The organism is Streptomyces sp. NPDC013317, assembly GCF_055563155.1.
Window position 1 is genome coordinate 250787 of record NZ_JBVHDX010000001.1, and the last position, 22266, is coordinate 273052.

At 71.9% G+C, this 22266-nt stretch carries 19 protein-coding genes; 6 read left to right on the top strand and 13 right to left on the bottom strand.

What is annotated here, in order from left to right; genetic code table 11:
* Positions 1–62: 62 nt before the first annotated feature.
* The 4 genes from ACZ3IJ_RS01060 to ACZ3IJ_RS01075 all read right to left on the bottom strand — a co-directional run bounded on the left by ACZ3IJ_RS01060 (position 63) and on the right by ACZ3IJ_RS01075 (position 4993).
* Positions 63–1160, bottom strand: coding sequence for a quaternary amine ABC transporter ATP-binding protein (locus ACZ3IJ_RS01060; protein WP_467465514.1), 1098 nt, complete (start codon positions 1158–1160; stop codon positions 63–65).
* Positions 1157–2683 carry a GMC family oxidoreductase gene (locus ACZ3IJ_RS01065; protein ID WP_467465515.1) on the bottom strand — a complete coding sequence of 509 codons (1527 nt, stop codon included), beginning with the start codon at positions 2681–2683 and terminating at the stop codon, positions 1157–1159. Before ACZ3IJ_RS01065 ends, ACZ3IJ_RS01060 begins: the two co-directional genes overlap by 4 nt.
* Positions 2680–4188 (bottom strand): aldehyde dehydrogenase family protein, encoded by a 1509-nt coding sequence (locus tag ACZ3IJ_RS01070; RefSeq protein ID WP_467465517.1) that lies wholly within the window; start codon positions 4186–4188, stop codon positions 2680–2682. Before ACZ3IJ_RS01070 ends, ACZ3IJ_RS01065 begins: the two co-directional genes overlap by 4 nt.
* A 220-nt stretch (positions 4189–4408) precedes the next feature.
* Positions 4409–4993: a snapalysin family zinc-dependent metalloprotease gene (locus tag ACZ3IJ_RS01075; RefSeq protein ID WP_467465518.1), complete on the bottom strand. Its 585-nt coding sequence runs from the start codon at positions 4991–4993 to the stop codon at positions 4409–4411.
* 264 nt (positions 4994–5257) lie between these two features.
* Here ACZ3IJ_RS01075 and ACZ3IJ_RS01080 point away from each other — a divergent pair, with 264 nt between their 5' ends.
* The 5 genes from ACZ3IJ_RS01080 to ACZ3IJ_RS01100 all read left to right on the top strand — a co-directional run bounded on the left by ACZ3IJ_RS01080 (position 5258) and on the right by ACZ3IJ_RS01100 (position 10569).
* The gene (locus ACZ3IJ_RS01080) at positions 5258–6673 is read left to right on the top strand and encodes an amidase (protein WP_467465519.1); all 1416 of its coding nucleotides are present in this window, start codon (positions 5258–5260) and stop codon (positions 6671–6673) included.
* 45 nt (positions 6674–6718) lie between these two features.
* The gene (locus ACZ3IJ_RS01085; RefSeq protein ID WP_467465520.1) at positions 6719–7960 is read left to right on the top strand and encodes a glycosyltransferase; all 1242 of its coding nucleotides are present in this window, start codon (positions 6719–6721) and stop codon (positions 7958–7960) included.
* A gap of 103 nt (positions 7961–8063) precedes the next feature.
* Positions 8064–8786, top strand: coding sequence for a VanZ family protein (locus ACZ3IJ_RS01090; protein ID WP_467465521.1), 723 nt, complete (start codon positions 8064–8066; stop codon positions 8784–8786).
* Positions 8787–8795: 9 nt separating this feature from the next.
* Positions 8796–9491: a response regulator transcription factor gene (locus ACZ3IJ_RS01095; RefSeq protein WP_467465522.1), complete on the top strand. Its 696-nt coding sequence runs from the start codon at positions 8796–8798 to the stop codon at positions 9489–9491.
* A complete protein-coding gene (locus ACZ3IJ_RS01100) occupies positions 9484–10569 on the top strand; it encodes a sensor histidine kinase (protein WP_467465523.1) in 1086 nt (361 codons plus the stop codon). The genes ACZ3IJ_RS01095 and ACZ3IJ_RS01100 overlap by 8 nt, the downstream gene beginning before the upstream one ends.
* Here the strand turns inward: ACZ3IJ_RS01100 and ACZ3IJ_RS01105 are convergent.
* From ACZ3IJ_RS01105 to ACZ3IJ_RS01130, 6 genes are all read right to left on the bottom strand, one after another.
* On the bottom strand, positions 10553–11989 hold the full coding sequence (locus ACZ3IJ_RS01105; RefSeq protein WP_467465524.1) for a flotillin family protein: 1437 nt from the start codon (positions 11987–11989) through the stop codon (positions 10553–10555). The genes ACZ3IJ_RS01100 and ACZ3IJ_RS01105 overlap by 17 nt on opposite strands.
* 57 nt (positions 11990–12046) lie before the next feature.
* Positions 12047–12556, bottom strand: coding sequence for a hypothetical protein (locus tag ACZ3IJ_RS01110; RefSeq protein ID WP_467465525.1), 510 nt, complete (start codon positions 12554–12556; stop codon positions 12047–12049).
* Between the two features lie 153 nt (positions 12557–12709).
* Positions 12710–13771 (bottom strand): PucR family transcriptional regulator, encoded by a 1062-nt coding sequence (locus ACZ3IJ_RS01115; RefSeq protein WP_467465526.1) that lies wholly within the window; start codon positions 13769–13771, stop codon positions 12710–12712.
* Between the two features lie 185 nt (positions 13772–13956).
* The gene (locus tag ACZ3IJ_RS01120) at positions 13957–15225 is read right to left on the bottom strand and encodes an NAD(P)/FAD-dependent oxidoreductase (protein WP_467465528.1); all 1269 of its coding nucleotides are present in this window, start codon (positions 15223–15225) and stop codon (positions 13957–13959) included.
* A gap of 217 nt (positions 15226–15442) precedes the next feature.
* Positions 15443–15661 carry a ferredoxin gene (locus ACZ3IJ_RS01125; RefSeq protein ID WP_467465529.1) on the bottom strand — a complete coding sequence of 73 codons (219 nt, stop codon included), beginning with the start codon at positions 15659–15661 and terminating at the stop codon, positions 15443–15445.
* Positions 15658–16851: a cytochrome P450 gene (locus tag ACZ3IJ_RS01130; RefSeq protein WP_467465530.1), complete on the bottom strand. Its 1194-nt coding sequence runs from the start codon at positions 16849–16851 to the stop codon at positions 15658–15660. The genes ACZ3IJ_RS01125 and ACZ3IJ_RS01130 overlap by 4 nt, the downstream gene beginning before the upstream one ends.
* Before the next feature lie 190 nt (positions 16852–17041).
* Here ACZ3IJ_RS01130 and ACZ3IJ_RS01135 point away from each other — a divergent pair, with 190 nt between their 5' ends.
* A complete protein-coding gene (locus ACZ3IJ_RS01135) occupies positions 17042–17368 on the top strand; it encodes a TfoX/Sxy family protein (protein WP_467465531.1) in 327 nt (108 codons plus the stop codon).
* A 140-nt stretch (positions 17369–17508) separates the two neighbouring features.
* On the opposite strand, the gene ACZ3IJ_RS01140 is transcribed toward ACZ3IJ_RS01135, so the two are convergent.
* From ACZ3IJ_RS01140 to ACZ3IJ_RS01150, 3 genes are all read right to left on the bottom strand, one after another.
* A complete protein-coding gene (locus tag ACZ3IJ_RS01140; RefSeq protein ID WP_467465532.1) occupies positions 17509–20445 on the bottom strand; it encodes an FtsX-like permease family protein in 2937 nt (978 codons plus the stop codon).
* 2 nt (positions 20446–20447) lie between these two features.
* Positions 20448–21185 carry an ABC transporter ATP-binding protein gene (locus ACZ3IJ_RS01145; protein ID WP_467465533.1) on the bottom strand — a complete coding sequence of 246 codons (738 nt, stop codon included), beginning with the start codon at positions 21183–21185 and terminating at the stop codon, positions 20448–20450.
* 122 nt (positions 21186–21307) lie between these two features.
* The gene (locus ACZ3IJ_RS01150) at positions 21308–22138 is read right to left on the bottom strand and encodes an MFS transporter (protein WP_467465534.1); all 831 of its coding nucleotides are present in this window, start codon (positions 22136–22138) and stop codon (positions 21308–21310) included.
* Positions 22139–22266 lie beyond the last annotated feature (128 nt).

Sequence of the window (22266 nt, forward strand, 5' to 3'; positions counted from 1 at the left end):
CGGCGCGGAGGTCGTGGCACCGCTCGTGCCACCCGGCGGCGGCCAGGTCGTATGGGCGTACATCAGGCCACCGCCTTCCCCGCCGCGGCCGGCACCCCGGCGACGACACCGAGCAGGCCCGCGTGGTCGACCACGCCCAGGCACCTGCCGTCCTCGACGATCCGTGCGTTCTCGCCCGTACGGGCGACGGCCTCGATGGCCTCGTGCACGGTGGCGGTCGGGGCGAGCGAGGGACCGGCCTCGTGCTCGCCGGCGAGCGCCGGGCGCATCGCCGAGCGGACGGTGAGGACCTGCTCGCGCGGCACGTCACGGACGAAGTCCCGGACGTAGTCGTCGGCGGGGGCGCCCACGATCTCCTCCGGCGTGCCGAGCTGGACGATTTGGCCGTCGCGCATCAGCGCGATGCGGTCGCCCAGCTTCAGCGCCTCGCTCAGATCGTGGGTGATGAAGACCATCGTGCGTCCCTCCTCCCGGTGCAGGCGGACGACCTCCTCCTGCATGTCCCGGCGGATCAGTGGGTCCAGTGCGCTGAACGGCTCGTCGAACAGCAGGACTTCGGGGTCCACGGCGAGCGCGCGGGCCAGCCCGACCCGCTGCTGCTGACCACCGGACAGCTGGCTCGGCCTGCGGTGCTCCATACCGTCCAGGCCCACCTTGGTGACGAACTCCGCTGCCCGCTCGCGCCGTTCGCCTCGCCCCACACCCTGGATCTCCAGGCCGTACGCGATGTTGTCGAGCACCGTGCGGTGCGGCAGCAGCCCGAAGTGCTGGAAGACCATCGCCGCCCGGTGCCGGCGCAGCTCGCGGAGGCGTCCGGTGTCCATGGACAGCACGTCCTCGCCGTCGATGGCGATCGTGCCCGAGGTCGGCTCGATGAGCCGGGTCAGACAGCGGACCAGCGTGGACTTGCCCGAGCCCGAGAGGCCCATGACGACGAAGACCTCGCCCTTGCGGACGTCGAACGAGACGTCGCGGACGGCCGCGGTGCAGCCGGTGCGCTCGCGCAGCTCCGCGGCGTCGAGCGACCCGAGTTCGCGGTCCGCGGGCACGCGGTCGGCCTTCGGACCGAAGACCTTCCACAGGTCGCGTACGGAGAAGACGGGGTCGGCGGGGTTCCGCGGCGGAGTGTGCGGGGTGTGCGAAGTGTGCGGAGTGCTCATCGGACCGTGCCTCCCAGCAGGTCGGCGCATTTCTCGCCGACCATGAGCACACCGATCATCGGGTTGACGGCGGTCATGGTCGGGAAGACGGACGCGTCGGCGATCCGGATGCCGTCGAGGCCCCGGATCCTCAGATCGGGCGCGACGACGGCGAGTTCGTCGTCGTCGGCCCCCATCCGGCATGTACCGGCCGGGTGGTAGACGGTGTGTGCGACCTGGCGGGCGTACGCGCTGAGCTCCTCGTCGGAGGTCACCTCGGGCCCCGGGCACACCTCGCGCTTCAGCCATCCGGCCAGCGGCTCGCTCGCCGCGATCTGCCGGGCGATGCGGATGCCGTCGACGAGGGTCCGGCCGTCGTAGTCGTCCTCGTCGGTGAAGTACCGGAAGTCCAGCGCGGGCTTGACCTCGGGGTCGGCGCTCGTGAGGTAGAGCCGCCCGCGGCTGCGCGGCTTGGGGATGTTCGGGGTCATCGACACGCCGTGCGCGGGCCGTTCGTAGCCCAGACGCTCGGGATTGTCGGTGAAGGGGATCTGGTAGAAGTGGAACATCAGGTCCGGACCCTCGGACTCAGGGTCGCGGCGGACGAACAGACCGGCGTCGGAGTCCATGGCGGAGTTCTCCGGGATCGGGCCGTGCGTCTCCCACACGATGACCGACTCGGGGTGGTCGAGCAGGTTCTCCCCGACACCCGGCAGGTCGTGCACGACGGGTATGCCGAGCTTCTCCAGGTCGGCACGGGGCCCGACCCCGGAGTGCAGCAGCAGCCGCGGGGTGTCCACGGCGCCGGCGCAGACGAGGACCTCGCGCCGGGCGCGTACGACGTGCTCCTCGCCCTCCTTGGTCCGGATGTGCACGCCGGTGGCCCGGGTGCCCTCGAACTCGAGGCGGAACGCCCAGGTCTCCAGCGCGATGTGCAGGTTCGGCCGGTCCAGGAACGGGTGCAGATAGGCCACCGAGGCGGACGACCGCTTGTTGTTCTCCGGGTGGTACGCGAGGTCGAAGAAGCCGACGCCCTCGTGGAAGGGGCGCCTGTTGAAGCCCTCGACGCGCGGCACACCCAGCGTGGTCTGCGCCGCGTCGACGAAGTCCCGCGCGATCGCGTTCCGGTCGGCCTCGTCGACGGGCACGATGTTGTTGCGCAGCCGGGCGAAGTACGGATCCATCGCCTCCGCGCCCCAGCCCTCGGCGCCGGCCTCGGCCCATTCGTCCCAGTCGGAGGGCAGGGGCTTGAAGGCGATGAGGGTGTTGTGCGAGGAACAGCCGCCGAGCACCCGCGCACGGCTGTGGCGGATGTGCGAGTTGCCACGGGGCTGTTCGGTCGTGGGGTAGTCGTAGTCCAGCTCACCGCCGAGCAGGCCCATCCAGCGGCGCAGGGTGAGGACGTCGTCACGGCCGACGTCGCTGGGGCCGCCCTCGATGACGGCGACGCTGACGTCCGGGTCCTCGGTCAGCCGGGAGGCGATGACCGAGCCCGCCGTACCGCCGCCGACGACGACGTAGTCGTACACGTGCTGGTCGTTCATGCCTGGTCCTTCTCCGCCTCGCCCGCGAACCAGCGCACGGGGCGCGGAGCGAGGTTCTGGTAGATGTGCTTGGCCTCGCGGTACTCGGCGAGACCGCTGGGGCCCAGTTCGCGGCCGATGCCGCTCTTTCCGAAGCCGCCCCACTCCGCCTGCGGCAGATAGGGGTGGAAGTCGTTGATCCAGACGGTGCCGTGGCGCAGCCGGGCCGCGACGCGCCGGGCCCGGTCCTCGTCGGCCGTCCACACCGCTCCGGCGAGGCCGTACTCGGTGTCGTTGGCGAGGGTGACGGCCTCATCCTCGGTGCGGAAGGTCTCCACGGTGAGAACGGGTCCGAAGACCTCCTCGCGGACGATCCGCATCCGGCGGTGGCACCGGTCGAGAACCGTGGGCCGGTAGAAGTAGCCGGGACCGGCCGGGCGCTCGCCGCCCGCACGGAGGACCGCGCCCTCGCCGAGGGCGGAGGCCACGTACTCCTCGGTCCTCGCGACCTGGGCCGCGGAGACCAGCGGGCCGCACTCCACGCCCGCGTCGGTGCCGCGGCCGAGCCGGATCAGTTCGGCCCGGCGGGCGAGTTCGGCGACGAAGCGCTCGCGCAGGGACTCCTCGACGATGAGGCGGGAGCCGGCGGAGCAGACCTGCCCGCTGTGGATGAAGGCGGCGTTGAGGGCCTGGTCGACGGCGGTGTCGAACCCCTCGGCCGTCGCGCACGCGTCGGCGAACACGACGTTGGGGTTCTTGCCGCCCAGTTCGAGGGCGACCTTCTTCACGCTGTCGGCGGCCGCGTGGGCCACCTTCGTACCGCTGACGAGACCACCCGTGAACGAGACGAGGTCGACGTCGGGGTGTTCGGCGAGCCGGGCGCCGACGGTGTGGCCGGGGCCGGTGACGATGTTGGCCGCGCCGAGCGGCAGACCGGCCTCCAGGAGCAGTTCGACGAGGACGACCGTGCTCAGCGGGGTGATCTCGCTGGGCTTGATCACGAAGGTGTTGCCGGCGGCGAGGGCGGGCGCGATCTTCCAGCTGGCCTGGAGGAGCGGGTAGTTCCACGGCGTGATCAGCGCGCAGACGCCGACGGGCTCGTGCACGACGACGCTGCGGATCTCGTCCGATCCGGCGTCGACGACGCGTGCGCCGCTCTCGCTCTCCACGAGGTCGGCGAAGTAGCGGAAGGCGTCGCGGACGCAGTCGACGTCGACGCGGCCCTCCTCCAGCGTCTTGCCCGCGTCCTGGCTCTCCAGGGCACCGATGCGCTCGCGGTCGCGCTCGAGCAGGGCGGCGACCCGCCGCAGCAGGTTCGCCCGCTCGGCGACCGGGGTACGCGGCCAGGCACCGTCGTCGAACGCGGCGCGTGCCGCGGCCACGGCGTCTTCGGTGTCCGCGACATCGCCCTCCGACACGACGGCGAAGGCGGTCGCGTCGACGGGGTCGATGATGTCGCGCGTGGCACCGGAGACGGCGGCTCGCCATTCTCCGCCCACATGGATGGTCTGTTGTTCTGCGGTCACGTCGCGTCTGGCCCTTCGTTCCTTGAATCCCCCTGCCGGTGCGCCGGCGGTCCGGCCGCCTGCCCCGGCCCCGGGGATCCATGCGCAATGCCTCACGGAGAGTGCGCTGTCTCACGCGTGATAACAGTGCGAAACAGGACATATGACGCGGATTGCAAGCACCTGAAGGTGCGGATGCCCGGACGGGGGTCCCGGCCGGGCATCCGCGGCGGAGGCTCGGTTACGGAGCGTCCACCAGGACCCGGCCGTCGGCGGGGAGCCGGAGGGTGGCACCGCCGGCGTAGGCGGACTCCACCCTGGCCCGCTCGGTGGCGTTCGGGACCGCGTTGGTGCAGCTCGTACCGGCGCTCGACCCGGACATCAGCTGCGAGCACGGGCCGGGCTTGGTGTCCGGCAGGCCCAGACTGTGACCGAGCTCATGGGCGGCGATGCGGGTCTTGTCGTACCCCTGCGTCACCGCCTGGCTCCCGAGCTCGACGCGGACCTGCCGTCCCGGGCGGACGGGGCCGAGGGTGGCCTGGGGCCATCCGGTCGTGGCCACGATCACGATCTCGGCCCGGGTGCCCGGTGCGGCCTCGACCAGCTTGACGTTGCCGACGCTCGCGTTCCAGGAGGCGACTCCGGCCGCTATGGCCGCCTCCCAGCCGCCGGCCCTGCTGTCGTCGTAGCGCAGTGTCACCGCCGCCGACGCGCTCGCCGTCGACGGTTCGGGTGCCGTCGCCGGCGCGGCGGTCGCCGCCGTCGCGGTGGCCAGGACGACCGCGGCGGCGGTGGTGCCTGCCTTCAGCCATGTGGAGAGGGGCATGCTTCTCCTTCACTCGTGGGGGCTCGGACCCGGCGCGGAAGACGGACGGATCCGAGAGTGCGGGAAGTTCGAAGGTATGCCCCCGCACCCCGATCCGCCATGTACCTGTCATAACCTGATTGGTCGTCAACTTCCGCGCCATGTACCGGGGTCGGCAGAAGCGCGACCCCCGCACCGGGTCGAGGTTCCGAAATCCTCGCGTGTTACTTGGCGGTAAGGAATGATGGCGGGCAACCATCCACACGGTCGGGGGCTGATGCAGCGGTGACGACTTTCGACGAACGAACCACGGTGCACGCGTTCCGGGACGACTCCCTGGGCGACCACGACGCCGTCGGACTCGCCGCGGCGATCCGGCGCGGCGAGGTCGGCGCCGCCGAGGCGGCACGGGACGCGGCCGGGCGGGTGCGGGCCGTCGAGGAACGGCTCCACGCCGTCCAGGTGCACGTCGACCTGCCGGCGCACGCCGCGGGCGGCGACGGCCCCCTCGCAGGGGTGCCGACCTTCGTCAAGGACAACACCGACCACCTGGGGCTGCCGACCGGCCACGGCAGCGCCTCCTTCACCCCGAGGGCCGCCCGCCGGCACGCGCCGTTCGCCCGGCAGTTCCTCAGCAGCGGCGTCACCGTGCTGGGCAAGACCCGGCTGCCCGAGTTCGGGTTCAGCCCGACCACCGAGTACGAGGGCGCCGAGCCCGTCCGCAACCCCTGGAACACCGCCTACTCGGCCGGTGGTTCCTCCGGGGGCAGCGCCGCGCTCGTCGCCGCCGGGGCCGTCCCGATCGCCCACGCCAACGACGGCGGCGGGTCGATCCGGATCCCCGCCGCCTGCTGCGGACTCGTCGGACTCAAGCCGACCCGCGGCCGGGTCGTGAGGAACGCCCAGAGCCGTCAACTGCCGCTCGACATCGTCTCCGACGGGATCGTCAGCCGCTCCGTCCGCGACACCGCCGCGTTCCTCGCCGCCGCCGAGACGCACTGGCGCAACCCGAAGCTGCCGCCCCTGGGCCTGGTCGAAGGCCCCTCGGAGCGGCGGCTGCGCATCGGCCTCCTCCTCGACTCGCCCGGCGGCGTCCGCACCGACGCCGCCACCCGCGCGGCGGTCACGGAGACCGCGGCCACCCTCGAACGGCTCGGCCACACCGTGGAGCCGGTGGAGGTGGCCATCGACCCCAGGTTCACCGAGGACTTCCTCACCTACTGGGGGATGCTGTCGTTCCTCCTCGGCATCACCGGCCGGACGCTCGGCACCGGCTTCGACCGGCGCCGCATGGACGGGCTCAGCCGCGGCCTGCGCGAGACGTACCTCGCCACCTGGCAGCGCACCCCGGGGATGCTGCGGAGGCTGAAGCGGACGGAACGCGCGTACGCGGCGGCCTTCCGCGGTCTCGACCTCCTCCTGTCGCCCGTGCTCGCCCACACCACACCGCGGATCGGCCACCTCAGCCCGACCGTCCCGTACGCGACACTCATCGAACGGATCCTCGCGTACGTCGCGTTCACCCCGGTCAACAACGTCGTGGGCACGCCCTCGATCTCGGTGCCCGCCGCGAGCGCCACCGAGGACGGACTCCCCATCGGCGTCATGTTCTCCGGCCGCCCGGGCGGTGAACGGACGCTTCTGGAGGTCGCGTTCGCGCTGGAGGCGGAGCAGCCCTTCCGGCGCATCCAGGACGTGTGACGCCACGTCCCCGACGGGGCCCCGCCGGTCTGGCATGCTGCCCGGGTGCGCGTGTTGATCGTGACGGCGGGAAGCTGGGGCGACGTCGCCCCCTACACCGGCCTCGGCGTGCGGCTGCGCGCGGCGGGCCACGACGTGGCGCTCGCCACCCATGAGCGCTTCGAGCAGGCGGTGACGGCGCACGGGCTCGGCTTCCGGCCGCTGCCCGTCGACCCCCGGGCAGAGCTGGCGTCGGAGCACGGACAGGGCCTGGCGCGAGCGGCCGCCGCCCCGGTGGAGCTGGCGCGGATCGTACGGATGGCGGCGGCGTTCATGCCCCGGCTGAGCGCCGGTGTCGTGGACGCGGTACGCCAGGGGGCCGACGTCCTGTTCAGCTCCACGGTCACCGAACCCGTCTGCTCCGTTCTCGGCGAAGGCCTGCGCCTGCCGACCATCGGACTTCCCCTCCAGCCGCTCCACCCCACGTCGGCGTTCCCGCCGATGATGACGGGGCTCCGGTCGTTCGGACCGTACGGGAACCGGCTGGCCACCCAGGCCCTGTGGGCCGCGACCGACCGGATCTTCGCCCCCGCAGTCACCCGGCTGCGACGCGAACTCGGCCTGCCGCCGCGACGGTGGGCAGGCCCCCTGGCCCTGCCGCGCGACCGGACGGTCCTGCACGGCTTCAGCACGCGGATCGTCCCCCGGCCTGCCGACTGGCCCGACGGCCACCGGGTCTGCGGCTACTGGTGGCCCCCGACACTCCCCGGCTGGCGGCCCGACCCACGGCTCGCGGACTTCCTCGACTCCGGCCCGCCGCCCGTCTTCGTCGGCTTCGGCAGCTGTGTCACCGCCGAGGCCGACCGGCTGAGCGAGCTGCTCGCCGAGGCCCTGCGCCGGGCCAACGTACGCGGGATCGTCCAGGCGGGCTGGAGCGGGCTGCACGCCGAAGGAGACGACCTGCTCACCGTCCAGGAGGTCCCGCACGCCTGGCTCTTCCCGCGGACCGCCGCCGTCGTCCACCACGCCGGCGCCGGTACGACAGCGGCCGGCCTGCGCGCCGGGGTCCCGGCCGTACCGGTCCCGGTCCAGCTGGACCAGCACTTCTGGGCGGCCCGCCTCGCCCGCCTCGGGGTCGCCCCGGCACCCCTGCGGCACCAGCGGATCACGGCCGGGCGCCTGGCGGCCGCGATCACCACCGCGACCCGCGACCCCGTACTGCGCGCACGCTCCCGCCGCCTCGCCGCAGACCTGACCGGCGAGGACGGCGCACAGCCCGTACTGGACACCCTGGCGCGCCTCGCCTGACATCCTCGTCGTACGCCGCCGAACGGACGCCGGGGGCCGTATATCGCGGGCGTATCGAAAAGCGCATACGCCACCACAACGGCGCCTGGCGTCCAATGAGGGCATGAACCACGACGCATCCCTGTCGGCACCGCCGCGCCGCACGCGCAGGACCGTGCTCCTCGGCCTGGCGGTCACCGGACTGGCCGGCGTCCTGTACGTCATCAGAGGGCCGCTCCTGATGTCCGCACCGAGGTGCGTGGCCGGGCGGTGGCACGGCTGTCTCGACACCTTCAACGGCGTGGTGCTCATGACGCTGGTCACCGTGCCCCTGGCCGTCCTCGTGGCCTGGGCCCTGGCGCGCCGACGCCGGGCCGCGGGTACCGCCGGGGCCTGGCGGACGTCGCTGGCCGAGGTGGGCATGGTCCACGGCACGGTGCCCTTCGTGTGGCTGATCCTGATGCCGGGCGCCGCGCCCGGCGTCGCTCCCGCACGGGTGAGCCTGGTGCCGCTGCGGGACCTGGTCACGATGGGCCCGCTCGGGATCACCGGCAATCTGCTCGTCTTCGCGTCGCTGGGCTTCTTCGCCCCGATGCGGTACGCGGCGGTGGCGTCCGTGCCGCGGATCCTGGCGCTCGGGGCGGGCTGCTCGGTCCTGGTCGAGACCGCCCAGTACGTTCTGCGGCTCGACCGGGTCTCCTCGGTGGACGACGTCCTGGTCAACGCGACCGGCGCCGTACTGGCGGGGCTGGCGTCGCGCCGCTGGTGGCGCACGAAGGCGCAGACGCCGTCGGACCGGCCCCGGCCCCTGCCGGCACCGGCCGGCCGAACCGGGCGTCCGACCTAGGCTTCTCCCATGCGTGTACTGATCGTGGAGGACGAGCCCTACCTGGCCGAGGCCGTCCGTGACGGCCTGCGGCTCGAGGCGATCGCCGCCGACATCGCAGGCGACGGCGACTCCGCCCTGCGACTGCTCAGCGTCCACTCCTACGACCTCGCGGTCCTCGACCGCGACATCCCCGGGCCCTCCGGCGACGAGGTCGCCCGGCGCATCGTGGCCTCCGGCAGCGGCATCCCGATCCTCATGCTCACGGCGGCCGACCGGATCGACGACAAGGCCTCCGGGTTCGAGCTCGGCGCCGACGACTACCTCACGAAGCCGTTCGAGCTGCGGGAACTCGTCCTGCGGCTGAGGGCCCTCGACCGACGGCGCGCGTACGCCCGGCCCCCGGTCCGCGAGATCGCGGGCCTGCGACTCGACCCCTTCCGCCGGGAGGTCTTCCGCGACGGGCGCTACGTCGCGCTCACCCGTAAGCAGTTCGCGGTGCTGGAAGTCCTCGTCGCCGCGGAGGGCGGGGTCGTCAGCGCCGAAGAGCTGCTGGAGAGGGCCTGGGACGAGAACGCCGACCCCCTCACCAACGCCGTACGCATCACGGTCTCCGCCCTGCGCAAACGGCTCGGCGAACCGTGGCTCATCGCCACCGTGCCGGGTGTCGGCTACCGCATCGAGACCGGCTCCACCCCCACCTGCCCCGGCGGCACGCGTGCCTAGACGCTCCGGGCTCAGCGTCCGGCTGAAACTCACCCTCAGCTACGCCGGGTTCCTCGCCGTCGCCGGTGCGCTGCTTCTGGCCGTCGTGTGGGGGTACCTGTTGCGCTACGTACCCGACAACCCGCAAGGCCTGCTCGGGATCTCGCCGAACCGCTACCTCCTCGTGCGCACCTTCTTCCCGGCCGCGGCCGTGGCGATGGCCTTCCTGCTGCTCTTCGGCCTCGTCGGCGGATGGATGCTCGCGGGCCGGATGCTCGCGCCCCTCACGCAGATCACGGACGCGGCACGGATGGCCGGGAACGGGTCGCTGTCCCACCGCATCCGTATGAAGGGCCGCCAGGACGAGTTCCGTGAACTCTCCGACGCGTTCGACTCGATGCTCCGGCGTCTGGAGTCCCACGTCGCCGAGCAGCAGCGGTTCGCCGCGAACGCCTCCCACGAACTGCGCACCCCGCTGGCGATCTCACGGACGCTCCTCGACGTCGCCCGCAAGGATCCGACGCGGGACCGGGACGAGGTGATCGAACGCCTGCACGCGGTCAACGCGCGGGCGATCGACCTCACCGAGGCCCTGCTGCTGCTCAGCCGCGGCGACCGAGGAACCTTCACCCGCGCGCCCGTCGACCTCTCCCTCCTCGCCGAGGAGGCCGCCGAGACGCTGCTGCCCCTCGCCGAACAGCGCGGGATCACGCTCGACGTCACCGGCGGGGAGGCGCGGGCCGACGGCTCCGAGGAGCTCCTGCTGCGGATGGTGACCAACCTCGTCCAGAACGCCGTCGTCCACAACCTCCCCATCGGCGGCACGGTGACGGTCCACACCGAGTCGCGGGGCGACACCAGCGTGCTCAGGGTCGAGAACACGGGCCACCGGCTCCCGCCGGACCTGGTGCCGACCCTCACCGAGCCCTTTCAGCGCGGAACGGAACGCGTCCGCACCGACGAGCACGCCGGCGTGGGCCTCGGCCTGGCCATCGTGCAGAGCGTCGTCCGCGCCCACGACGGAACCCTCGACCTCACCTCACGCCCCGCCGGCGGCCTGCTCGTCACGGTCCGGCTGCCCCTCACGCCACGTCGGTGATCTCGATCGGCGTGGCCGCGGCGGCGGCCACCGGGGCCGGCTCGGGGTGGGTCTTCTTCTGGGTGAGCTGCTGGAGGAGTGACGAGAGGTCGACCCCGGTGGCGGAGGTGAGCAGCTCCATGCCCTGGGTGACGTTGTCGGTGACGGTACGGGTCAGCCGGCTCGCCCCGTCCGTCGAGATGACGGTCATCTTGTCGACGGCGGCGAGCGGTTCGGCCGCCTTGGCGACGACCTGCGGCAGGACCTCGACCAGCATCTGCAGGACGGCCGCGTCGCCGTACCGGTCGAACGCGTCGGCCTTCTTCTGCATGGCGTCCGCCTCCGCGGTGCCCTTGGCGGCGATGGCGGCGGCCTCGGCCTCGCCCTCGATGCGTACGGCGTCGGCGAGGGCGGCGCGCTGCGCCTTCTCGCCCTCACCGGTCAGGCGGGCACGCTCGGAGGCCGCTTCGGCCTCCTTGACGAGCGCGATGCGACGGGCCTCGGCCTCCTGCTCGGCCTGGTAACGGGCGGCGTCGGCGGGCTTGCGGACCTGGGTGTCGAGCTGACGGTCGGTGAGCGCGGCCTGCCGGGCGGCGACCTTCTCCTGCTCGGAGAGCACGTCCTGCTGCCGTGCGGCCTCGGCGAGCGGACCGGCGGCGTTCGCCTGGGCGGCCGCCTCGTCCGTCTGCGCCTTGATCTCCGCCTGCTTCAGGTAGAGGGTCCGCTGCGCGATCGCGATCTCCTCCTCCGCCTTCAGACGGGCCTGTTCGGCGGCGCGGCGGGCCACGGCCTCGGCGATGTCCGCCTCCTGCTTGGCGCGGGCGGCCTCGGGCCGGCCGAGGTCCTCCAGGTAGGAGCCCTCGGTGGTGATGTCCTGGATCTGGAAGGCGTCCAGCACGAGGCCCTGGCCCGAGAGGCTCGCCTCCGCCTCCTCCGCCACCTGGCCGGCGAACGCGGCCCGGTCGCGGATGATGTCCTCCACCGACATCCGGCCCACAATGGACCGCAGCGCGCCGGAGAGCACCTCCTGCGTGAATCCGACGATGCCGTCCTGCTGCATCAGGAAGCGCTGGGCGGCGGCCCGGATCGAGTCCTCGTTCCCGCCCACCTTGACGATGGCGACGCCCTCCAGGTTCGCCTTCACGCCGCGCAGGGTGACCGCGCCGCGGACGGCGACGGGGATGTGGCGGCTGGACAGGTCGAGGCTGAACTTCTGCTGCACGAACGGCACGACGAAGACACCGCCGCCGACCACGACCTTCTGGCCGCTGTTGTCGGTGTAGACCCGTCCCGTGTCGGGATCCGTGGACTTCTTGCCGCGCCGGCCGGTGATGATGAACGCCTCGCTGGGCCCGGCGACCTTGTAGCGGGTGATGACGACGAGGCCGAGCAGGACGACGAGTACGACGATGCCTACGACGGCCATGAGGACAGGGCTCATGGAGCGACCCCCTTCGATCGGAACTGGCTGGAACGATGAGCGGAACGGGCCGGACGGTCAGGGCCGGACCGGCCGGACGGCCACGGAGGTGGGGGAGAGGACGGCCTCGACCCAGACCTCCGTGCCGCGGGCGACCGGGACCGCGGCCCGCGCCGCGTACTTGACGGGCTGGCCGCCCAGGGAGAGCAGGACCTCGCCGTAACCCGTCGTCGGAATCGCGGTGACGACCGATCCGCTGCTGCCGGTCAGGTCCTCGCCCCGCGGTACGGACGCGGTGCCGTCGCCCCGTACGAGCGCCCGGCTGAACCACCAGGCCGCCCACCCCGTGACGCCCCCCGCGACCACGCCCGCACCGGTGGCGACCCCCGCCCCCGTACCGGTGGTCCCGAGGACGACGGCCCCCGTGAACCCCAGGGCCGAGACGAACCCGGCGACCACCGGCAACGACAGAAGGCCGTCCAGGCCCGCGCCGAGACCGTCGAGGACACCCTCCATCACCCCGTCGACGACCAGGGCCAGGACCAGGAGCACCAGACCGGCGATGCCGAGACCGAGAAACCAGCCCATGTGTGTCGTGCCTCCCCCGTGCGGCTCCGTCTGCCGTCACGCGGATGGTGCCACGCACCCGGACGCGTGTTCACTGCCGGATGTCGGCAATCTTTACGCGTTCTTGATGCCGGAGAGCGCGCGGCGGGATGAAGAGCGTCGGCGGACCGAGGGTCAGAGCGGCTGGTCCGGCCAGCCGAGGAGGCGGGCGCCGATAACGGCCGTCTGCAGCGTGTAGCGCTGAACGGGATCGGTCGGGTCCGCCCCGGTGAGCTGGTGGATGCGGGCGAGGCGGTAGGTCATCGCCCGTACGCTGAGCCGCAGCCGGCGGGCCGCCTGGGCGCTGACGCATCCGTTGTCGAAGTACGCGGTGAGGGTGTCGAGGAGCGGCTCGGGGCCGCCACGCGCGTCCTTCAGCGGGCCGAGCACCGTGCGCACGAGGTCGACCATGGCCTGGCGGTCACGGGTGAGGACGGGGTAGACGAGGAGGTCGGCGGCGTACAGGACCGGCTCGTCCAGGTTCATCCGGGCGGCGAGATCGAGTGCGTTGACGGCCTCCTCGTAGGAGTGGACGACGCCGCCGGCGCCGGGGTGGGCCCGGCCGACGGCGACCTGGCCGCCGTCGGTCGCCGCGTGCGCCTGCTTCGCGAAGTGGGCGAGTACATCGGGCTCGTCGGCGGGTGCGACGCAGATCAGCCGGCCGTCCTTGGTGGTGAGCAGGATGCGGCGGTCGCCGAACCGGGCGACGAGCGCGGACTCGACGCTGCGCGCGACCGCGTAACCGTCCCCGTACGGCTCGGAACCCTGGGCGACGGCCACGGCATGGGCATGGGACAGCAGCAGCCCGAAGCGTTCGGCGCGCTCGGCGAGGCGCCCGAGGTCACTGCGCCCGTAGAGCAGGTCGTCGATGAACTCCCGTCTGGCCGCCTCCTCCTGGCGTACCGCCAGACGCTGCGCCCGTTCGTGCCCCTCGGCGAAGGCGTCGACGGCCTGCTCGACGGCGGCGAGGAGGTTGTCCTGACTCGGCCGCGGCAGCCCGGCGTGGGTCCTCCTCGCGGCGGTGAGGTGGGCGCGGACCAGTGCCCGCAGCCCGATCCCGTCCTCCGCCGCCCGTTCTCCCCGGGACCGGAAGGCCTCCAGCTCCTCGCGTGTGAGCCTGCGACCGGTCGCGCAGACCACCGTGAGCACCTCGGCGTACCCGTCCAGATAGCCCTCGGGCGTCTTCCGTTCCCCCATGTCCCCTCCCGGATCGCCGACGCGGGGAGACAAGGTTGTCATGCCCTCGAAGTGGCCCGGGGACGCGGGCGGGCCCGGCGCAGCCAAACGGGGGAGTTGGCGGCACCGGGCCCTACCCACCACGGTACTAGGCGCGGAGCGGTATGGGGGCCTGATTCGGCCAGGACATGCACGTGATGCGGAGCTCAGGCCGCGTGAGGTGCCCGGTGCTCCTCCTCCAGGCGTTCCTGCTCCGTGCCCTCCCGCTCCATGCGTTCCTGCATGTGTCCGAAGAACTCCTCCGGCCGTGTCACACCGGCCGTCACCCGGACGAACTCGTCCTGGGCCGAGCGGCTCCGGGTCACGGCCTGGAGCATCTCCTGCATCTCGGGCGGCGGCGGTTCCATCGTCGCGAAGTCGGCCGTGAACTCGTACATGCTCATGGCCGCGGAGTCCCTCTCCTCCTGGCAGGAGCGCATGGCCTCCTCGAAGTCCCGGCGGCCGGCGAACACGTCGTCGAGCGCTCCGGCGCACCGCTCCGCGTCCCGGAAGGCGTCCTGGATGCCCTGGGCGGTGATGGGATCCTTCAGGTACCCCGCGTCCCCGACGAGGATCCAGCCGGGCCCGTAGGGCCTGCGGAAGTAGTTGGGTATGGCCGTGCCGACGAACCGCTCGGCCCGTGTGGCCTTCGAGATCCGCTCGGCGAAGGCCGGCGCGCGGGCCAGCGTGTCGTGGTAGTTGCCTTCGATGTCACCGCGGTTGGCCTCGAAGTCGCGCATCGGCCAGGCACAGATGACCATCGTCAGATCGTCGTTGGTGGGCCAGGCCGCGAAGGCGCGGTCCTCGCGGTCGTACGCCTCGAACGTCCCCTCCATCGGCAGCCCGGACCAGTACGTGTAGTAGTAGGCGTTGATCTTCGGCTTCTCCGCGTAGCCCGTGGTGTCCGTCGCCTTCGCGACGGACGAGTGGAGTCCGTCGGCGCCGACGACGATCCGGGCACGGTCGACGCAGGTCGTGCCGTCCTTGCCGTGCCCCTTGACTCCGGTGACCGTCCCGCCGTCGAACAGGATCTCCTCGACGGTGAAACCCTCCCGGACCTCGGCACCCGAGGCGGCGGCCGCGTCGACCAGGATCTTGTCCAGCACCGTGCGGCGCGGGGCGTACGAGACCTCGAAGCCCTCACCGGCGGGGGACCCGGCGATGACGAAGGGCCCCAGATCGAACGCGTAGGTGTCGATGGCGGGGCAGCCCGTCCCGATCATGCGGTCCAGCAGCCCCCAGCGTTCGAGTGCGGCCAGCCCGGGCGGATGGATCATGTGGGTGGAGATCGTGTCGCTCGGGAACGTCGCCCGGTCGACGAGCAGGACCCGGTGACCGAGACGGGCCAGGAGCATGGCGGTCGGCGCGCCCGCACACCGTGCGCCGACGACGATCACGTCGTGATCGTGGGTGGTGGCACCGGACGTGCTGGTCATGGACCTCACCTGCCGATCGAGCACACCGCAGGGCGGGACCGGCCATGGGCAGACGCGGGTGCCTGCCGCTGCCGCGGCGCCTCACTTCCACGCTAGACCAGGCCGGCGCCCCGTTCCAGCAGTGTCAGGACGGCGCTGAGACGGGGCGGCCGACCGCCCCGTCGGCGAGCGCGTGTACCGGACGTCGCGGGGCGGGCAGGATCTTCAAAGACAGGCCCTAGCTCCCGCCGGACTCCGCTTCGTGGAGCGTGATCGCGCCGGAGGGGCAGACGCCGGCGGCCATCCGAGCGGCCGCCCGGTCGGCGGCGCGCGGTTCGGTGTCCAGCAGGAGCACGAGGCCGTCGTCGTCCTGGTCGAAGACCTCGGGCGCGGTCATGGCGCACATCCCGGCGCCGATGCAGCGCCCACGGTCCACGTGCAGCTGCGCGGTGCTCACTTCTTGTCCCAGGTGACCGGGAGGCTCTTCACACCGAAGATGTCCGCGGTCTCCGGGCGCAGACCGACCTCCTCGGCCGGCACGGCGAGACGCAGCGTGGGGAAGCGGTCCACCAGCGCGCGGAACGCGACCCGCATCTCGACACGGGCCAGCTGCTGCCCCAGACACTGGTGGATGCCGTGGCTGAAGGCCAGATGCCCGGCGGCCTGCCTCCCGAGGTCGAGCACGTGGGGGTCGGCGAAGCGCTCGGGGTCGCGGTTGGCGGTGTGGTACGACAGGACGACCGTCGTGCCGGCCTCGACGGTCTGCCCGCCGACCTCCACGTCCTCCAGCGCCGTCCGCATGAACGTCTTGGCGACACTGAGATACCGCAGCAGCTCCTCCACGGCCCCGTCGGTGAGCGCGGGGTCGGCACGCAGCGCGGCGAGCTGCCCCGGGTTCCGCAGCAGCGCGAAGGTGCCGAGCGACAGCATGTTCGCGGTGGTGTCGAACCCGGCCGCCAGGAGGATCAGGCTGATCCCCTTCAGCTCCTCGTCGGTCAGGTCGCTGTCGGTGAGTTCGCTGAGCACGTCGTCGGTGGGGGCGGCCCGCTTGGCGGCCACCAGCCGCGCGAGGTACTCCTGGGTCGCGGTGTACGCCGCGATCAGCTCCTCGTCGCTCACCTCTCCGCCCATGAACGTGTCGATCTGCTCCTGGAAGGACGCCCGGTCCTCGTAAGGCACGCCCAGGATCTCGCAGATCACCATGGTGGGGATGGGCTTGGCGAACGCGGTCACCAGGTCGGCCGGCGGCCCGGTCTTCTCCATGGCGTCCAGGCAGTCGGCGGTGATCTGCTCGATGCGCTCGGTCAGCATCCGCATGCGCCGAACGGTGAACTTGCCCACCAGCGGCTTCCGGTAGCGGCTGTGCTGCGGCTCGTCCATGAGGAGGAACTCGCCGGGCGGCGCCGGAGGCAGCTGGAAGTCGACGACGTTCAGCAGCTCCTTGCGCGAGCTGAACCGGGGGTCGGCGAGGACCGACCTGACCAGGTCGTACCCGGTGATCAGCCAGCCGGGTTTCCCGCCGGGGTGGGTGTAGCGGCTGATGGGACCGTGTCCGCGGGCCTCGATCAGCTCTGCGGGCGGGTCGAAGGGGCAGCCGGCCGGACGCTCCGTCGGCAGCGTCGCAACGGTGTGGAGGGACTCGCCCATGACCATTCCTCGTCTCGCGATATGACGTGCTTGCCTGTGCCGGAAAGCTACGTTGCATTCATGGATTGGTCAATCACGAGATCGCGTAACTGCAGCTGAAGTCAGATGAATCGATGCAATGGCCTGCAGTCGAATGCAATGCGCCATTGCAATGGCTGCAAGCGAAGGCAATGCGGGGGAGTGTGGGCGTATGACGTACGACGAAGGTCTGGCCCAGCGGATCAGGGAGCAGCTCGGGGATCGGCCGGGCATCACCGAGAAGCGAATGTTCGGCGGGCTGTCCTTCCTGCTGGACGGCAACATGAGCGTGGGTGTGGTCGGCGACGAGCTCATCGCCCGGGTGGGCACCGACACCGCCGAGGCGCTCACCCGGCCCGAGGCCCGGCCGATGGACTTCACCGGCCGCCCGATGCGCGGCTGGGTGACGGTCTCGGGCCCCCTGCTCGCCGAGGACGCGGTCCTGCGGCACTGGGTGACGGCGTCGGTCGCCTTCGCCGGCACCCTTCCGCCGAAGTAGCCCGTATGTAGAGCACGCCGCCGGGGTGCGGCCGGGCCAGGACACTCTCCGCCTGTTCGGGTGGACGGCGCAGCCGAGCCCGCCAGGCCGATCCGCGCTCATTCCGACGGGCTGTCACCCATCCGCCCGACGAGTGCCCGTCATTCGGTGACGCGGACCGCGAGGGCCGGGCGGATGGCGGCGGCGCGGCGGGCCGGCCCGATCGTGGCCAGGAGCGACGCGGCGAAGGTGGCCGCCGCCAGGCCGCCGATGCTGGTCCATTCGACGGGGAAGCCGCCATCGAGGCCCGCGAACGCCGCGCTGTTGCTGTACATCAACCAGGTCGTCAGCACACCCAGCAGGGAGCCGAGCACGATGCCCTCCACCGCGACGAAGGTGCTCTCCCACAGGAAGGACCGCTGGACGGTCCGGGCCCGGAAGCCGAGGGCCCGCAGGATGCCGATGGTGCGGCGGCGTTCGCGTACGGCCCGGACCATGACGACGCCGAGGCCGGTGATGCCCACGCCGAGGCCCAGGGCGAGGAAGCCCTGCATGAGGCGGAAGAACGCGGTGCTGGAGTCGAACTGCTGGCGGATGTCCGACTCGATGGGTGTGGCGACCAGGCTGGACGAGAGCTGCTCACCCTGCAGTTGGGTCGCCAGGGCGTCGGGGGAGGTTCCGGGGCTCGTTCGTACGAGTGCGGAGGCGTTCTGCGCGTGGGCGCCGAAAAGTGCGCGCATGCCCTGCTCGCCCATCACGACGGGGTACGTGGTCGAACTGGCGCCGGTGCCCGGGTAGAAGACCAGCCCGTTGCTCAGCACGCCGGCGATGACCGTCTCTTCGCTGCGGCCCGTCCGGGGATCCGTCAGGGTGAGGGTGTCGCCGGGGTCGTAGTAGTCGCCGGCCGGGCCGCCGGTGCTGCCGAAGAAGCCGTCGATCACGACATAGCGGGGGTCGGTCGCCAGCGCCTGCCAGACTGCGGGATCGTCGGCCAGGCCGGGCAGGCGCTCCCGGAAGGTGATGCCGGTGATGGCGCCGTCGGGCACACCGACGACCGCGGCGTCCAGCGGCTGAGGGCTGCGGTGTCCCGGATCGGTGGCCCGTCCCATGGCGTTGAGCAGCGGTGTGACGACGGCGATCTCCGGGGCTGAGGGACCCTCACGGAGGGCGGGAATCAGCTTGTCTCCGGCGACCTGGTGGTTGTAGTCCAGTCGCAGCGAGTATCCGGCGGTGGCGTCGGCGACGACTCCGTCCACGCCCGCACGGAGGATGCCCGAGATCTCGGTCAGAAGCACGAGGACGAACACGATGAGGGTGTACATCACCAGGGTCGCGCCGGTCCTGAATCGCTTGGCCAAGGGGTACGCGACCGCCAGGCGTGCCGCCAGGCCGCCCTCCGTCGGGCGTTGGAGGAGTCGCCGTATCGGGCGAAGCAGTGTCTTCTGGTTGTCGCTGACGAGCACCACCGCGGAGAAGGCGGCGAGGGCGCCCTGGACGACGTACACGGACATCGAGGGAGTGTCGAAGATCCGGGGGCGTATGACGGGTGCCAGGAGAGTCCATGCCAGAACGGCTCCCGCAACCACGGTGGTGACCGTGTGAACGGGAAGGACACGCAGCAGCGCCGGAGTGGCGAAGGCGAGGGCGAGCGCCGGCATGAGGTACGTGGCGTCGGGCTGGCTGCGCGCCACGGCCGGGACGGCCGCGAGCGCGCACAGTACGGCCAGGGCGGAGGAGACCGCGAGCAGACGGCGGCGCGGTCGCTGCCCGGGTGTCGTGGGGAGGTCGCGGATGGCGGCGATGATGTTGAACCTGCTGATGCGCACACTGGTGGCGAGGATCGCGGTGAAAGCGATGAGGAGCCCCATGGCCAGACCGTTGAGGACGCTGGTCGGGGTGACGGCGAACGCGATGCGGATACTGCTGCCGCCGACCGACCAGCCCTGGAAGATCCGCGCCGCCACCACGGCGACGCCATAGCCCACCGCGACCCCGATGGCCGCCCCCGGCACGGAGGACAGCAACGCGTAGGTCGACCCTTCGAGGGTGAAGGACCCGACCAGCCGGGAACGCTTCATCCCCACCGCCCGCACCATGCCCATCTGCGACTTCCGCTCCTCGCCGAGCATCACGAAGATGTTCACCAGCAGCAGCGCGCCCGCGATGATGCTGAAACTGCCGATCATCAGGAACAGCGCGCCGAGGGAGTCACCGGCCTGCTTGGCGTCCCGCAGGACCGTGTGTTTCGGTGTCTCGATCGCCGTCTGGCCGGCGAGCGGGCCCAGAGCCTTCCGGATGTCGGCGGTCACCCGGTCGGTCAGGGCTTCGCCGCTCTCGACGCCGCCTCGATTGGACACGAAGGTGACCGAGCGCGGCTCGGCGCCGGTGGCCCGGGCGGCGGAGTCCAGCGCCTCAGGCGGCAGGAACACGTCGCGGTTCAGCCTGCCGCCCAGGCCCACACCGGCCAGACCCTGCTCCGGGACGACGCGCTCGACCCGGTACGTCTGCGGTGCTCCGAAGAGGTACAGCGTGATCGGATCACCGGCTCCCACGCTCAGGGACCGGGCCAGCGGCTCGTTGACCACGGCCTGGCCGGGCTTCGGGTTCGGTCCGTCCAGACCGGAGTCTCCGCCCGGGGAGCCGAAGCGGGACGCGTCGCCGAAGTCCATCTGCCAGGCCAGGACGCGCGGTTCGGCGACCGTGCGGCCGTCGTCGGTGCTGACGGCAGATGCCTGGGTCGCCCGGGCGCCGAGGACCCCGTCGACGTCGGGGCTTCCGCTCAGGCCGGCCAGTCGTTCGGTGACGGCGCGGCCTGTCGGTCCCGGAGGCGCGACCACGCGTTCGTCCACGGGCCCCAGCGTGCGGTACGCCTCCTGACGTACGGAGAAGTTCAGGGTGTCGCCGACGACCAAGGCCCCGATGACGATGGCGGTTCCGAGCATCGATCCGCCGATCACCAGTGCCGCCTCGGTGCGCCGACGGGCGACCTGCCGGAAGGCCAGCCGCCGTGACACCGGCTGCCGGACCGCGACCAGCACCAGGGTCGCCAGGGCGAGGGCCAGAACCGTCAGCAGTGGGACGAGGAGGTTCGGGTACATGGTCAGCCCATGGGGTTGTCGCGGATCGACGCCTGGGCGGTGACGGCTTGGCGGACGTCGTCGACCAGTTGCCCGTCGCGCATCCGGATCAGCCGGGGGACGCGTGCGCCGATGGCACTGTCGTGAGTGACCAGGACGATCGTCTGGCCCTCGTCCCGGTTCAGTTCGCACAGCAGGTCCATGACCTGGTCGGCCATCGCACTGTCGAGGTTGCCGGTGGGTTCGTCCGCCCACACGATGGCCGGACGCCCGGCCAGGGCGCGGGCGATGGTCACCCGTTGCTGCTCGCCACCGGACATCTCGCTCGGCCGGTGCTCGACCCGGTGCGCGAGGCCGACCCGGTCGAGCATGGCCAGCGCCCTGCGTCGTGCCTCACGCGGCTGGGTGCCCACCAGGAGGAGCGGCAGTTCGACGTTCTCCACGGCGGAGAAGACGGGGATGAGGTTGAACGCCTGGAAGACGAAACCCATGGTGCGGGCCCGGTGTTCCGTGCGTGCCGCGTCCGACATCGCGAACAGGTCGTGACCGTCGACCTCCACGCGGCCACCGTCGATGTCGTCGAGCCCCGACAGACAGTTCAGCAGCGTGGTCTTCCCGGAACCCGACGGTCCCATGACCCCCACCATCTCCCCGTGCCGCACGACCAGATCCAGGTCGAGCAGGGCGGTGACCTCCACCGAGCCCGTCCGGTAGGTCTTGCGTACCCCGGTGGCGACAAGGAGTGCCCGGTCGGTGTTCATGTTCTCCATACCAGCCCTCGGACGGAGAACGGGCTACGGCCACCCAGGCCCTGCCTGGGGGCCGAAAGGCCCAATCGCCGGCTCACCGCAGCGACCACCCGCTGGGCTTCGTACCGGAACGCTCAGACGTCCGTGGTCGCCCGCGCGCGCCGCCGGACGGCGGTGGCCAGGGTTCCGGCACCCGTCACGGTGACGGCGGGGAGGACGACCCCCCATGTGTGGTCGTGCGCGACGCTGTCCACCGCTCCCATCACGAGGGGCGGGAAGAAGCCTCCGAGACCGCCCGCCGCCCCGACCACTCCCGTCACCGAACCGACGCGCTCTGCCGGAACCAGTCGCGCCACGAGTGCGAAGACGGCCCCGGACCCGGCGCCGAGGCCGGCGGCCATGCCGAGGAAGGCCGCCGTTCCCACGGGGACCAGTTCTGTCTCGAACGCCGCGACCAGGGCGCACAGCGAAACGAGACCGTACGACGCCGTCAGCACGGGCACGGGATGGATCCGGTCCGACAACCAGCCGCCCACGGGCCGCATGGCCACGGCCAGGACGACGAATCCTGCGGTTCTCAGTGCCGCGTCGGAGCGGTCGAGCTCGTAGGCCCGGGTGAGGTAGGTCGGCAGGTAGACGCTGAACGCGACGAAGCCGCCGAAGGACACGGCGTACAGGAAGGCCAGCTGCCAGGTGGCAGGCGTACGTACCGCCGAGGCGGTGCGCGAGAGTAACGACCCCGTCGCCGTCGCACGCCCCGGACGGTCGCGGAGCACGAACCACGCCACCACGGCGCACACGGCGAGGCAGGCGGCCACGAGATCGAAGGGGAAGGACGCTCGGCGCAAGGCCGTCAGGCGGCGGCAATACTTCTCCTCGTCGATCTCGCTGCGGGCCGGACGCTCGCCGAGGATCTGCTCGACCGGCGCGGCAGGGGCCGAGACCCCGAGGGCGTTCCGCGGCACGGTCCGGTGCGCAGCAGAGCGATCGGGGCCGACTGATCCCCGGTGGGGGGCCGGACGGCCGTGGAGAGGAACGGGTGGGCCCTGGAGCCGGGAACCGGACTCGCGGAGCCGTGAGTCCGACGACCGGC